The sequence below is a fragment of the Streptomyces xylophagus genome, from assembly GCF_000716435.1.
GTDB classification, from domain to species: domain Bacteria; phylum Actinomycetota; class Actinomycetes; order Streptomycetales; family Streptomycetaceae; genus Streptomyces; species Streptomyces xylophagus.
The window spans coordinates 348,499-360,580 of the sequence record NZ_JNWO01000021.1 but is presented as its reverse complement, the minus strand read 5'-3'; the positions used below and the strand labels follow the sequence as shown (position 1 = coordinate 360,580).

The window sequence follows — 12,082 nt, the reverse complement described above, 5'->3', positions numbered from 1 at the left end:
GGCTTCCCAGGGGGCCGCGTCCGGATCATCCGGGTCTACGGGGGTGCCGTAGGGCCAGAAGGTCACGAGGCGGTCGTACAGGGTGAGGGGGGTGGGGGCGAGCGGGGGCAGGAGGATGCCGGGGAGCTGTGCGGCTGTGGTGAGGCGGGCGGTGAGGTCGGTGGGGTTTGTGTTCGGGGCGTGGGCCTTGGCGACGGTGTCTGCGTGGCGGACGACTGTGCCGTCGGGGCGGTCGGTGAGGGTACGGGTTGCTCCGCAGGGGCAGGCGGGGGTTTGGGTGTGCGCTGCTTTTATGGCTCGGGCTGTCAGGTCGGGCAGCAGTTGGTGGGTGGTCACCGGGTCCCCCTGGGTCGTACGGCTTTCGATGGGAGCGTACGGCTGGGTATGTGGTTTGCCGCGGGCCGGTGGGGGCTTGTCGCGCAGTTCCCCGCGCCCCTACGGGGCGCTCCATCCTGGGGCGCTTCATGGATCGGCCTGTTTGAAAAAGCCTCGGGGCAAAGCAAAGCCGGCGCAGCTCCCCAGCTGCGCCGGCTTTTTTTGCCGTCCGCCGCACCCCCGTCCCCACGGGGTTTCATGGGTGGATGTCCCCGCCCGGACCGCTCTTCCGGGCCTGGGGTCGCCGCTCAGCGCCCCAGCATCACTCCCACGGACGACGCCTGTGTGGCCACGGTCTCCCAGCCGTCGAAGACGACTAGGAGCAGGACCGCCAGGGGAAGTGCCATCAAGGTCGCCACCAGTGGGTGGCGACGGCCCGTGCGGCGGGTGCGGAACGCCGCGTTGTACGCCTTGCGTCCCTCTGTGCGGATCAATGCCCGCGGTGCCGTATGGGCCATGGTCCCTCTCCTGACCGTGCTCCGTTGACCGAACTCAGTTGTCGTTGGCAGCGGCGGGTGTCTGACCTCGGGGGACGAGTGCTGCACCCGCCGCTTGACCTCAAATCTAGGCGTGCGGCGGGTGCGGGTCGTCATGCCCTCGTACCGATTGGCGGGCCTCCCGGAGGATGAGCAATGACCTGCGAAGTACTCCCCTGGGTGGAGACGAGGTCCTAGGTCTCGGGGTCTTCCCGGAGAGGGCGTCCGGTGTGCCCCGCTTTCTCTGAGCTGTCCTCACGCGGGACCGGCTGCTCGACCAGGGCGAGGACCCGGGTCGCCATGAAGCGGGCGGTGCGGACGACGGAGCCGTTGCGGGTGACTTCGCTCACTTCCACGACACCTCGTCGTACCGCCGTCTCCACCCTGCGGCCCGCCCTGCTCGCCACCACCTCATATGTACGTGTTGTGTCGCCGGCGTCCACCACTATCTCGACGCGATCACCCTTCACGCGCTCAATCCCCCTTCTGTGATGGTTGGTTGGGGTCGGGGGTGGTGCGAAGTCCTGCTGTTCGCACGGCCTCTGACCACTCTTCAAGTTTCCCACCCGGCACTGACAATCCGTCGGTCCGAGAGGGCGCGGCCTTTGCGCGCGGGCGCCCGCGGAAACGTAAGCTGTCGCTCGTCACACGGACCGGGCAGCGGGGATGAACATGGCGATGATGCGCCTGAGGCGCGAGGACCCGCGCGTCGTCGGCTCGTTCAGGCTTCACAGACGGCTCGGCGCGGGTGGAATGGGCGTCGTCTATCTGGGCTCCGACCGCAAGGGTCAGCGGGTCGCGCTGAAGGTCATCCGGCCGGATCTGGCGGAGGACCAGGAGTTCCGTTCGCGGTTCGCGCGCGAGGTCTCGGCTGCCCGGCGTATTCGAGGTGGGTGCACGGCCCGGCTGGTCGCTGCGGATCTCGAGGCCGATCGGCCGTGGTTCGCCACGCAGTACGTGCCCGGGCCCTCCCTGCACGACAAGGTCGCCGACGAGGGTGCCCTGGGGGCGGCCGAGGTCGCCGCGATCGGGGCCGCGCTGTCGGAGGGGCTCGTCGCGGTGCATGAAGCCGGGGTCGTCCACCGGGATCTCAAGCCGTCCAACATTCTGCTGTCCCCCAAGGGTCCGCGGATCATCGACTTCGGTATCGCCTGGGCGACCGGGGCGTCGACGCTCACGCATGTCGGCACGGCGGTCGGTTCGCCCGGGTTCCTCGCGCCTGAGCAGGTGCGGGGGGCGGCGGTCACGCCGGCCACGGATGTCTTCTCGCTCGGGGCCACGCTCGCGTATGCCTCTACCTCCGACTCGCCCTTCGGGCACGGTAGTTCAGAGGTGATGCTGTACCGCGTGGTGCACGAGGAGGCGCAGCTGCACGGGGTGCCGGACGCGCTTGCTCCGCTGGTGCGAGCGTGTCTGGCGAAGGACCCCGAGGAGCGGCCCAGCACCCTCCAACTGTCCCTGCGGCTCAAGGAGATCGCCGCGCGTGAGGCCCAGGGCGTGTCCGACGTACGGCCGCCCTCGCCGCGCGCCGGTGAGGCGGACCGGCCTACCGGGCGGCTCACCGACAGTTACCCGGAGCAGCAGCGCACTCAGAGTGGGCGGCGTCCGCAGGGTCCGCAGGGCGCACCGGCGCCGCGTGGTGCGGCGCCGCCGTCGCGGGGTGGTGGCAGTCCCTCTCGCGGGAGTGGCGGCGGGGTGCCGTCTCGGCCGAGTCAGGCGCGGCCGACTCCGTCTGGGCGCAACACCACTCGCTCCGGCAGCGGGAGTCGTCCCGCGCCTCGTAGTGGCACCGGTCGCCCTGGGCCGCGGACGACTGGAACCGCGCGGCGGCCCGCCAATCCGCGGCTGTTGCGGCAACGGTTGTTCGTGTTCGTTGTGGTGACGCTGTTGGTCGCGCTGGGGATCGCGGTGGCTCAGGGGTGCTCTGGGCCGGCGCACGGGCTCGGTCGCACGGGGGATGGGGATGTTGTTGTGCGGCAGGGGTACGGGAGCGTCGTGGGGGCGGATGGGCGGGTTTCGGGTGGGGGGTACGGGGCTGTGGGTGGTTTCGCCGGGTAGTGGTGCTGGTGGGGTTGTTTCTTCGCCCCCGCCGCCCCTACCCGTCCCATCCCCAGGGGCTGCTGCCCCTTCCGCCCCGCCCTGGGGGCTGCGCCCCCAGACCCCCATCGGCCCTGAAGGGGCCTCGTCCTCAAACGCCGGACGGGCTGAGTAGTGCTGGCCTGCGTTGGAAAGGCGACGGACGGGCTGGATTTTGCCGGCCTGCGTTGGAAAGGCCACGGACGGGCTGGATGACGCCTGCCTGCGTTGGAAGGCCTCTTAGCCGCGCTTACAAGTCCGGCAGGATGTTCGTGAAGAACTCTCGGTCCGCGTCGAAGAGTGGTGTCAGGGTCAGGAACTCGGACGGGGTGACCCAGCGGACCTCGGAGACCTCGGCCGGGTCGGGGACGATCGTGCCGTTGCCTGTTTCGGTGGCGGTCCACCAGTGGAGGCGGAAGGTGCCGTCGTCGGTCTCGGACTGCCAGACCTTGGAGAGGGGGGAGACGGTGAGGCCCACCTCCTCGTGGACCTCTCTGACCAGGGCTTCTTCCTGTGTTTCGCCTGGTTCGAGTTTGCCGCTGAGTGGGGCCCAGTAGCCGGAGCGGGCGGAGTCCGGGCCTCGGCGGATGACCAGGACTCGGTCCGCTCGACGGAGGACTGCGACGATCGCCTCGCGCGGGGCCAAGCGGGCTCCTAAAGGTCGGGGCGGCCGGTGGCCACCGCGTAGAAGGCTACGGCAGCCGCAGCGCCGACGTTGAGGGAGTCGACGCCGTGGGCCATGGGGATGCGGACCCATTCGTCGGCCGCCACCAGGGCTTGGGTCGAGAGGCCGTCGCCCTCTGCTCCCAGCATCAGGGCCACCCTGTCCATGCGGTGCGGGGCCGCCTCGTCGAGGCTCTTCGCCTTCTCGTCGGGGGTCAGGGCCAGGAGCATGAAGCCTGCCTCTCGGACCGACTCCAGGCCCTTGGGCCAGCTGTCGAGGCGGGCGTAGGGGACGGAGAAAACCGCGCCCATCGAGACCTTCACGCTGCGGCGGTAGAGGGGGTCCGCGCAGTCGGGGGACAACAGGACCGCGTCCATGCCCAGTGCCGCCGCCGAGCGGAAGATCGCGCCGATGTTGGTGTGGTCGTTGACCGATTCCATGACGACGACCCGGCGGGTGGTCTGGAGGAGTTCGTCGGCCGTGGGGAGGGGTTTGCGCTGCATGGAGGCCAGCGCGCCCCGGTGGACGTGGTAGCCCGTCACGCGTTCGGCCAGTTCCGGGCTCACCGCGTAGACCGGGGCCGGGAGTTCGTCGATGACGTCCCGCATGACGTCGACCCACTTCGCGGACAGCAGCATGGATCGCATCTCGTAGCCCGCGTCCTTGGCCCGTCTGATGACCTTCTCGCCCTCGGCGATGAACAGGCCCTCGGCCGGTTCGCGCTTGCGGCGCAGCTCTACGTCGGTCAGGCCCGTGTAATCACGCAGGCGCGGGTCGTCGGGATCCTCAACGGTGATGAGATCGGCCACAGGGTGATACTGCCTTGTCCTGGGTGTGGTGCCAACGGCTGGGAACGGGTTGTGTTACCCGGGGTTACGCAGGCGCCTTCGGGCCTACGGTCACGACCGCCCCGATGACGATCACCGCCGGCGGCTTCACGTCCTCGGTGCGTACCGTCTCGCCGACCGTCGCGAGCGTTGCGTCCACGCGACGCTGGGCGGCTGTTGTGCCCTCCTGGATCAGGGCGACCGGTGTGTCCGCCGGTTTTCCGTGCGCGATCAGGGTTTCGGCGATCTTTCCGATCTTGTCCACGCCCATCAGGACCACCAGCGTGCCGGTGAGCTTCGCGAGGGACTGCCAGTCGACCAGCGAACGCTCGTCATCAGGGGCTACATGGCCGCTGACCACCGTGAACTCGTGTGCGACACCTCGGTGGGTGACCGGGATGCCTGCCGCGCCCGGTACCGAGATCGAACTGGAGATGCCGGGCACGACCGTGCACGGGATGCCCGCCTCGGCGAGCGCCTGGACCTCCTCCATGCCACGGCCGTAGACGAACGGGTCGCCGCCCTTGAGGCGGACCACCGACTTGCCCTGCTTGGCGTGTTCGATCAGGGCGTTGTTGATGGCCTCCTGGGCCATGTAGCGGCCATAGGGGATCTTCGCCGCGTCGATGACCTCGACGTGCGGGGGGAGTTCGGCGAGGAGGTCGCGGGGGCCGAGGCGGTCGGCGATGACGACGTCGGCCTCGGCGAGGAGGCGGCGGCCTCGGACCGTGATGAGGTCCGGGTCGCCGGGGCCGCCGCCGACGAGGGCGACGCCCGGGGTGCGGGTGCGGTGGTGCGGAGCGACGAGGGTGCCGTCGCGCAGGCCCGCGACGACCGCGTCGCGGATGGCGGCGGTGTGGCGGGGGTCGCGACCGCGCGCGTCCGTCGTGAGTACGGCGATGGTGACGCCCTCGCTGTGGCCCGTCGCCGGAGTCCAGGCGGTGGCCTGGTCGGCGTCGTCCGCACGGACGCACCAGACGCGGTGCGTTTCCGCCTCGGCGGAGGCCGCGGTGTTGGCCTCGGGGTCGGTGGTGGCGATGAGGGCGTACCAGGCGTTCGCGACGTCGCCGTCCGCGTACGGGCGTCGCTCCCAGCTGATCTCGCCCGCGTCCGCCATCGCCTCCACGGAGGGGGTCGCCTCGGGGGACACGAGGGTGATGTCCGCGCCCGCTGCGATCAGCGCCGGGAGGCGGCGCTGGGCGACCTGGCCACCGCCGAGGACGACGACCCTGCGGCCGGTGAGGCGGAGGCCTACGGGGTAGGCGGGGTTTTCGGCCATGAGGGTGCGGCTCCTCTTTTACGGCGTGCGGTGGCCCTGACGTGCAGATTTTAAGGGCAGCGGGGTATGGCGGCTCAGACGGTCCAGTGGCTGAGCACCGTCGCCGACTGCGGGTCCGTGGTCCGTGCCCACCCGTTCCGCCCTGCGGAACGCCTGCCCACGGACCACGCGGGCACGGAGAAGGCGCCCGGAATCGCAGTACCGGAACACCCTCGCGCCTACTTCTCAGTTACCCCCGCCGAGTCGAACGTCGCCACCTCGTGCATCGCTCGTGCCGTGCTCTGGACGAGCGGGAGGGCGAGCAGTGCGCCTGTGCCCTCGCCGAGGCGGAGGTCGAGGTCGACCAGGGGGCGCAGGCCGAGCTTGTTCAGGGCTGCCACGTGGCCCGGTTCGGCGCTGCGGTGGCCCGCGATGCAGGCCGCGAGGACCTCGGGGGCGATCGCGCGGGCCACGAGGGCCGCGGCGCCCGCGCTGACGCCGTCCAGGATCACCGGCGTGCGCAAGGACGCGCCGCCGAGCAGCAGGCCGACCATGGCCGCGTGCTCGAAGCCGCCGACTGCGGCGAGTACGCCGATGGGGTCGGCCGGGTCCGGCTGGTGGAGTTCGATCGCGCGGCGCACGACCTCCGTCTTGCGGGCCAGGGTCTCGTCGTTGATGCCGGTTCCGCGGCCCGTCACCTCGGCGGGGTCGGTGTCCGTGAAGACCGAGATCAGGGCGGCGGACGCCGTCGTGTTCGCGATGCCCATCTCACCTGTGAGCAAAGCCTTGTTGCCGGCCGCCACCAGGTCGCGGGCCGTCTCGATGCCCACCTCGATGGCCTGCTTGGCCTCCTCGCGGGTCATCGCCGGGCCGGTCGTCATGTCGGACGTACCGGCGCGGATCTTGCGGGGCAACAGGCCCGGCGTGGCCGGGAGTTCGGACGCCACGCCGACGTCCACGACGCACACCTCGGCGCCCACCTGGCTCGCGAAGGCGTTGCAAACGGCGCCGCCGCCAAGGAAGTTGGCCACCATCTGGGCCGTGACCTCCTGCGGCCACGGGGTGACCCCTTGCGCGTGCACGCCGTGGTCGCCCGCGAAGATCGCGACGGCCGCGGGCTCCGGGATCGGCGGCGGGCACTGCCGGGACAGCCCGGACAGCTGCGCGGAGATGATCTCCAGCATGCCGAGCGAGCCCGGCGGCTTCGTCATCCGCTTCTGCCGTTCCCACGCCTCGCCGAGCGCCTTCGCGTCCAGCGGGCGGATACCGGCGACGGTCTCGGCGAGCAGATCGTGCGGGTCCTCGCCGGGCAGCGCGCGACGGCCGTACGTCTCCTCGTGCACGACCCACGACAGCGGGCGGCGCTTGGACCAGCCCGCCTGCATCAGTTCGGGCTCGTCCGGGAACTCGTCGACGTAGCCGACACAGAGGTACGCGATGACCTCCAGGTGCTCCGGCAGGCCCAGCGCGCGGACCATCTCGCGCTCGTCGAAGAAACTGACCCAGCCGACGCCGAGGCCCTCGGCGCGGGCGGCGAGCCAGAGGTTCTCGACGGCGAGGGCGGCGGAGTACGGCGCCATCTGCGGCTGCGTGTGCCGGCCGAGGGTGTGCCGGCCGCCGCGGGTCGGGTCGGCGGTGACGACGATGTTCACCGGGGTGTCGAGGATCGCCTCGATCTTCAGTTCCTTGAACTGCTTCGCCCGGCCCTTGGGCAGCGACTTCGCGTACGCCTCGCGCTGGCTCTGGGCCAGTTCGTGCATGTTCCGGCGGGTGTCGGCGGAACGGATGACCACGAAGTCCCACGGCTGGGAGTGCCCGACGGACGGAGCCGTGTGGGCGGCTTCCAGGACCCGCAGCAGTACGTCGTGCGGGATCGGGTCGCTGCGGAAGCCGTTGCGGATGTCCCGGCGCTCGCGCATCACCTTCAGCACGGCCTCGCGCTCGGCGTCGTCGTAGGGGGGTGCGGCGGGGCCGGTGGACTCTCGTACGTCTTCCACTGCGGCCGTGCTCTCTTCTTCCTGATCGGCGGCCCGGGTGTCCAGGTCGTCCGCGTGCTGTACGAGTTCGGGGTCCGCGTCGGCCTCACGAGGGGCGGGGACCGTGGCGAAGAGCTCCTCGCCGACGTCGGCACCCGGCAGCTCCTCCGCGGGGAGCGTGAGGGGGTGCGGCGGGGTCGGCGCGAGGTGCGGGGTGGTGGGCACCGAGCCTTCCACCGCGACGAAACGGCCGAGCGAATCGTCCGGCTGGGGCTCCGGCGGGAGTGGGAGCGCCTGCGGCGGTTCGGGGAACTGGGCGTCGGGGGTGGGGGGTTGAGCGAGGGGGGTGTCCTCCAGGGCTACCGACTGCGCCTGGGGGGCGGTCGGGAGGAGAGGCTCTGCGGGTCCCGTTCCAGCGGTGTCTTCGAGTACGACGGGCTGGGGGGCCGGGACGGGTTCGGCTTCCAGTACCGGTGCGGCTACAGCTTCGGCTTCCGCTTCGGCGAATTGCGTCGGGTAGGTGACGTCCTCGACGGGGGCGGCCGCGATCTCGGCGTGTACCGGCTCCGGTTCCGGAGCGGTTTGAGGCGTCGGGGAGGCGGCCTCGGGCGTGAGCGGAGCCTCAACTACCGCCGGGGCGGCCGGAGTTGGCTCGGCCTCCTGAGCAATGACGCCAGTTGCGTCGACCGGGGCGACCTCCGTCTCGGCCTCGGTCACCGTCTCGTAGGCTTCCGTAACCTCGGGAGCGAACGCGACGTCCTGCGTCGGGGCCGGTTCCGGTTCCGGAGTGACTACGTCTTCGGGGGCCTGCCCGGCGTCATGAACCGTACCGGTCTCAGCACCGTGCTCGTTCCCGGCAGCGAACCCGGCGTCGTAGACCTCTTCGGTCTCCGGCCGCGGTTCGACCTCGGAAGCGAACGCCTCCTCAGAAGCCGGCTCGGCAGCCGAATCGTCAACACTCGCCGGCGCCTGAGCAACATCCGAGACCACAGCAGCGTCCTGGACCTGCACGCCATCCACAGCGAACGCGTCCACGGGACCAGAACCGGTCGAACCTGTCCCCGCAGCGAACGCGTCCTCGGACACCGGCACGGCAGCCGAAGCACCCGCAGCCTCAGCAGCACCGCCGTCCTCCGGCGCGTACCCGGCGTCGACACCGTGTCCGTCGCCGCCCGGCGCGAACGCCGCAGCGGAGCCCTGCCCGGCAGCCGAAACCTCGGCCTGCGCCGCCAGTTGCCCGGTCTCGGGAACTCCGGCGTGCCCGGAACTCTCCGTGCTCACGTGGGCGAAAGCCGTCGCGGGCTCCCCCATGAACGACTGCCCGTGCCCCTGCCACGCCTGTCCGGCATCGGGCGCCTGTGCCATGCCCATGTCCGGGACCACGGCCGGGACCGGAACCGGAACCGGAACCGGCTCGGGTGTGACGACCCCGGCGTCCGGAGCCGCCGTAGCGACGCTTCCGCCCGCCGGCTCCGTGGCCTGGGCCGCGCCGGCGGACTCGGGTGCCGGTTCGGGAAGCGGAGCAACCGTTTCCGCGGTCTGTGCCGCCACGCCCACCGGAGCCTGGGCGCCCCAGGGGGACGCGCCCTGCGGGGGCAGGTCGCGGAGTTGGGGGGCGTCGAGGTACTCGGTGCCGGTCGCCGGCGGGCCCGGCTGTCGTACCGGTGCGCCCGCGGGGCCGCGGTCGGCGAGGGAGCGGACCGGGCTCGCGGAGGTGTCGGGGAGGGGCGGGCCGAGGTGCAGCGGGCGGCGCGGGGTGACCGGCGCGGGCGGCGGTTCGGGGAGTCGGACGCCGCCGAGGTCGACGGAGCCGCTGTCGCGGCCGGCCGTCTCGTGCGGGCCGGGCTCGTGGACGGTCTCGACGACGGGCTCGGGAGCGGGAGGCGGGACCTCGTTGCCCCAGGCGCCCTGGGCGCCCGGCAGCAGCAACAGGTCCTCGTCCTCGGCGGTGGTCTCGGAGAGGTAGGTGTACGCGCCGTGCGCGGGAACGCCCGGCTGTTCCACCATGCCTGCGTTCTCCGGCAGCCCCTCGGCCGGGACCTGGCCGGTGTCGGTCATGCGTACCCCTCGCCCATCGGTTAGTGCTTCTACGACCCGCCCACCGGGAACGGCGCACCGACCGCCCCGCAGTGGAGAACGAGCGTGCCTGTCCAGCGGCACGAACGACCCGACGCCAAAAAGCGACAAAGCCATTTAGACGACAAAACCATTGACTGGCATTGTCGCGGCCGTTGCGCCGTCGCGACAGCTTGATCCGCGACGGCCCGCTGTGGACTGCGCCACGTTGCGCGTCCTCCGGTTCCGCCGTACCACACTCACCCCAAAACGGGCGGGTTTTCCGGACATTGACGAACGAAGTGCCGGGTCACCCGATGCGGTACAACAGTCCGCCAGCCTACCGCGCGCAGTACGACAACAGGATCACGGGGACGGTTCGAGGGGTCAGGAAACGCGCTCCGGAAGGAGGCCGCTGAGCAGGAACGCGACGCTCCGTTCGGTCTCCGTCCAGGCCCTGGTGTCGAGTTCGACGGACTGGAGGAGGGCGCACTCGACGTGGTAGCCGTGCTCCGTCAGGTCGCGGCCGACGAGTTCGGCCTCGTCGCGGGTGGAGGCGTGCGCCACGATGCGCTGCGGGCGCCGGTCGGCGACCGCGGAGACGACGGCCACTCCCCCGCCGCCGACGCGTACTACGTCAGGTTCGGGGAGGTTCTCCAGGATGTACGGGGCGTCGCCCTGGACGATCTGAAGGTGCACGCCGAAGCTGCGTGCCGCGGAGTCGGTGCGGGTGCAGGCCTGGGTGTCGCGGTCGACGGCGATGACGGCCGCTCCGGCGCGGGCCGCCTCGATGGCGAAGGCGCCGCTGCCGCAGCCGATGTCCCACACGAGGTCGCCGACGCGCGGGCCGAGACGGGCGAGTTGGGCGGCCCGGAGCAGATCCGTCTCGCCCTCGCCGAGCTCGCCGCCGTAGGCCTCGGCGGGCAGGGTCCAGCCGCGGGCTACGGCGGCCGGGTCGCGGCCGGCGATCCAGCCCTCGCCCGGTCCTGCCGTGAGGGTCGGGCCGACCGGGCCGCCCATGACGATGACGACGTTGGGGTCGCGCCAGGTGCGGTCGGCGGCCTTGTCGGAGGTCAGGACGGTGACCTGCTCGTGCTCGGTGCCCAGTTCCTCGCAGATGACGAAGGTGCGCTGGACGCTCCCCAGCAACAGGCCGAGTTCGGCGGGGCCGGCGCCCGGTGAGGTGAGGACGGCGACTTTTGTGTGGGCCCGGCACACGTTCACCGCGCGTCGCAGGGTGCGCCTGTGTGCGACGACCACCTGTGCGTCGTCCCAGGGCATACCGGCGCGGGCGAAGGCGGCGGCCACCGAGGAGACGGCGGGGACGACCTCCACCTCCAGGCCGAACTCGGGTGCGCGCAGGGTCCGTACGACTCCGAAGAAGCCCGGGTCACCGTCGGCGAACACGACCGCGGTGCCGCGGTGCCCGGCGATACGGCGGGCGGCGAGGGCGACGCTCCCGAGGCGGATGCGCTCGGCGCGCTCCGGTACCTCGGGGAGCGAGAGATGGTGGGGCGCGCCGGCCACCAGGGTGGCGGCGCCGAGGGCGGAGCGTGCCGCGGCTGTCAGCGGAGAGCCGTCCCAGCCGATCACCGTGACGCGGTCGGCCATCGTCGTCAGTCTCCAGGGGTAATTCGCAGGTCGTCGGGGGAAGCGGCCCGTACGCGGGCACCGTGAGGGTACCTGGTGCTGCTGGGCGGTGCTCCCTGGGCTGTACCCGCCGGATTCAGTTCCAGTCGGCGAGTGACGTGAAACCGTCGGCGTCCTCGAGCTGTTCGGCCGTGCCCTCCAGGTCCTCCGGGAGGAGGCTCCACACGATGAAGTCGGTGCGGACGTCGACCCAGGTGCCGTCGTCGGCGTGGACATGCGCTATGCACGCGCCCCGCAGGACGCCCTCGCTGATACAGCCGATCTTCTGGGCCACCTGTTGGGAGGCCGTGTTGTCGGCGGCGGTGCGCAGTTCGATGCGCTCCAACTTCTGGTCCCCGAACAGCCATTGGGCGGTGGCGAGCGCCGCCTCGGAGGCGTAGCCCTCGCCGCGCGCCCAGGGGGCGATGATGTACGACAGTTCGGTGGACCGGATGTGCCAGTCGGTCTTGGTCAACTGGACGATGCCGACCAGCCGTTGGGTGAGGAACTCGGTGACGGCGAGGTCCAGGCCGCGGCCCGAAGTCCGTTCGGCGGGCGCGTAGTTGGTGATCCACTCACGGGCGCCTGCCTCGGTGAACGGCTGGGGAACGTCGGTCCAGGAGGCGACCTGCTCGTCGTTCATCATCTCGGCCAGGGCCTGCACATCGTCCTCGTCGAGGGGCCGCAGCACCAACCGCTCCGTGCTGATGGAGATGTTGGGGAAGGTGCTAGTCATGCGCCACTCC

Annotated in this window: 9 protein-coding genes and 1 pseudogene; 1 reads left to right on the top strand and 9 read right to left on the bottom strand. The window is 71.3% G+C overall.

Annotated elements, in window-relative coordinates; translation table 11 throughout:
• From OO70_RS37955 to OO70_RS37945, 3 genes and pseudogenes are all read right to left on the bottom strand, one after another.
• Positions 1-336: pseudogene (locus OO70_RS37955) on the bottom strand (aminoglycoside phosphotransferase family protein); the annotation flags it as partial.
• Positions 337-623: 287 nt separating this feature from the next.
• Positions 624-833, bottom strand: a complete 210-nt coding sequence (locus tag OO70_RS37950) for a hypothetical protein (RefSeq protein ID WP_033282229.1) — start codon at positions 831-833, stop codon at positions 624-626.
• A gap of 212 nt (positions 834-1,045) precedes the next feature.
• On the bottom strand, positions 1,046-1,321 hold the full coding sequence (locus OO70_RS37945) for a hypothetical protein (protein ID WP_019066326.1): 276 nt from the start codon (positions 1,319-1,321) through the stop codon (positions 1,046-1,048).
• 196 nt (positions 1,322-1,517) lie between these two features.
• Here OO70_RS37945 and OO70_RS37940 point away from each other — a divergent pair, with 196 nt between their 5' ends.
• The gene (locus OO70_RS37940; protein WP_043681947.1) at positions 1,518-2,909 is read left to right on the top strand and encodes a serine/threonine-protein kinase; all 1,392 of its coding nucleotides are present in this window, start codon (positions 1,518-1,520) and stop codon (positions 2,907-2,909) included.
• 268 nt (positions 2,910-3,177) lie between these two features.
• Here OO70_RS37940 and OO70_RS37935 read toward each other — a convergent pair whose 3' ends face one another.
• The 6 genes from OO70_RS37935 to OO70_RS37910 form a co-directional block, all read right to left on the bottom strand.
• Positions 3,178-3,573: an NUDIX domain-containing protein gene (locus tag OO70_RS37935; RefSeq protein ID WP_043681944.1), complete on the bottom strand. Its 396-nt coding sequence runs from the start codon at positions 3,571-3,573 to the stop codon at positions 3,178-3,180.
• 8 nt (positions 3,574-3,581) lie between these two features.
• The gene (locus OO70_RS37930; protein ID WP_043681941.1) at positions 3,582-4,400 is read right to left on the bottom strand and encodes a TrmH family RNA methyltransferase; all 819 of its coding nucleotides are present in this window, start codon (positions 4,398-4,400) and stop codon (positions 3,582-3,584) included.
• 64 nt (positions 4,401-4,464) lie between these two features.
• Positions 4,465-5,697 (bottom strand): uroporphyrinogen-III C-methyltransferase, encoded by a 1,233-nt coding sequence (gene cobA / locus OO70_RS37925; RefSeq protein ID WP_043681938.1) that lies wholly within the window; start codon positions 5,695-5,697, stop codon positions 4,465-4,467.
• Between the two features lie 218 nt (positions 5,698-5,915).
• Complete coding sequence (gene cobT, locus OO70_RS37920) at positions 5,916-9,710, bottom strand: nicotinate-nucleotide--dimethylbenzimidazole phosphoribosyltransferase (protein WP_043681936.1); 3,795 nt, start codon at positions 9,708-9,710, stop codon at positions 5,916-5,918.
• A 384-nt stretch (positions 9,711-10,094) separates the two neighbouring features.
• A complete protein-coding gene (cbiE, locus tag OO70_RS37915) occupies positions 10,095-11,318 on the bottom strand; it encodes a precorrin-6y C5,15-methyltransferase (decarboxylating) subunit CbiE (protein WP_043681933.1) in 1,224 nt (407 codons plus the stop codon).
• Positions 11,319-11,433: 115 nt separating this feature from the next.
• Positions 11,434-12,072, bottom strand: coding sequence for a GNAT family N-acetyltransferase (locus OO70_RS37910; RefSeq protein WP_043681929.1), 639 nt, complete (start codon positions 12,070-12,072; stop codon positions 11,434-11,436).
• Positions 12,073-12,082 lie beyond the last annotated feature (10 nt).

Coding starts and splice junctions, on each gene's coding strand:
- cbiE (WP_043681933.1), bottom strand. CDS start 11,318: ATGGCCGACCGCGTCACGGTGATCGGCTGGGACGGCTCTCCGCTGACA.
- cobT (WP_043681936.1), bottom strand. CDS start 9,710: ATGACCGACACCGGCCAGGTCCCGGCCGAGGGGCTGCCGGAGAACGCA.
- OO70_RS37940 (WP_043681947.1), top strand. CDS start 1,518: ATGAACATGGCGATGATGCGCCTGAGGCGCGAGGACCCGCGCGTCGTC.
- cobA (WP_043681938.1), bottom strand. CDS start 5,697: ATGGCCGAAAACCCCGCCTACCCCGTAGGCCTCCGCCTCACCGGCCGC.
- OO70_RS37910 (WP_043681929.1), bottom strand. CDS start 12,072: ATGACTAGCACCTTCCCCAACATCTCCATCAGCACGGAGCGGTTGGTG.
- OO70_RS37950 (WP_033282229.1), bottom strand. CDS start 833: ATGGCCCATACGGCACCGCGGGCATTGATCCGCACAGAGGGACGCAAG.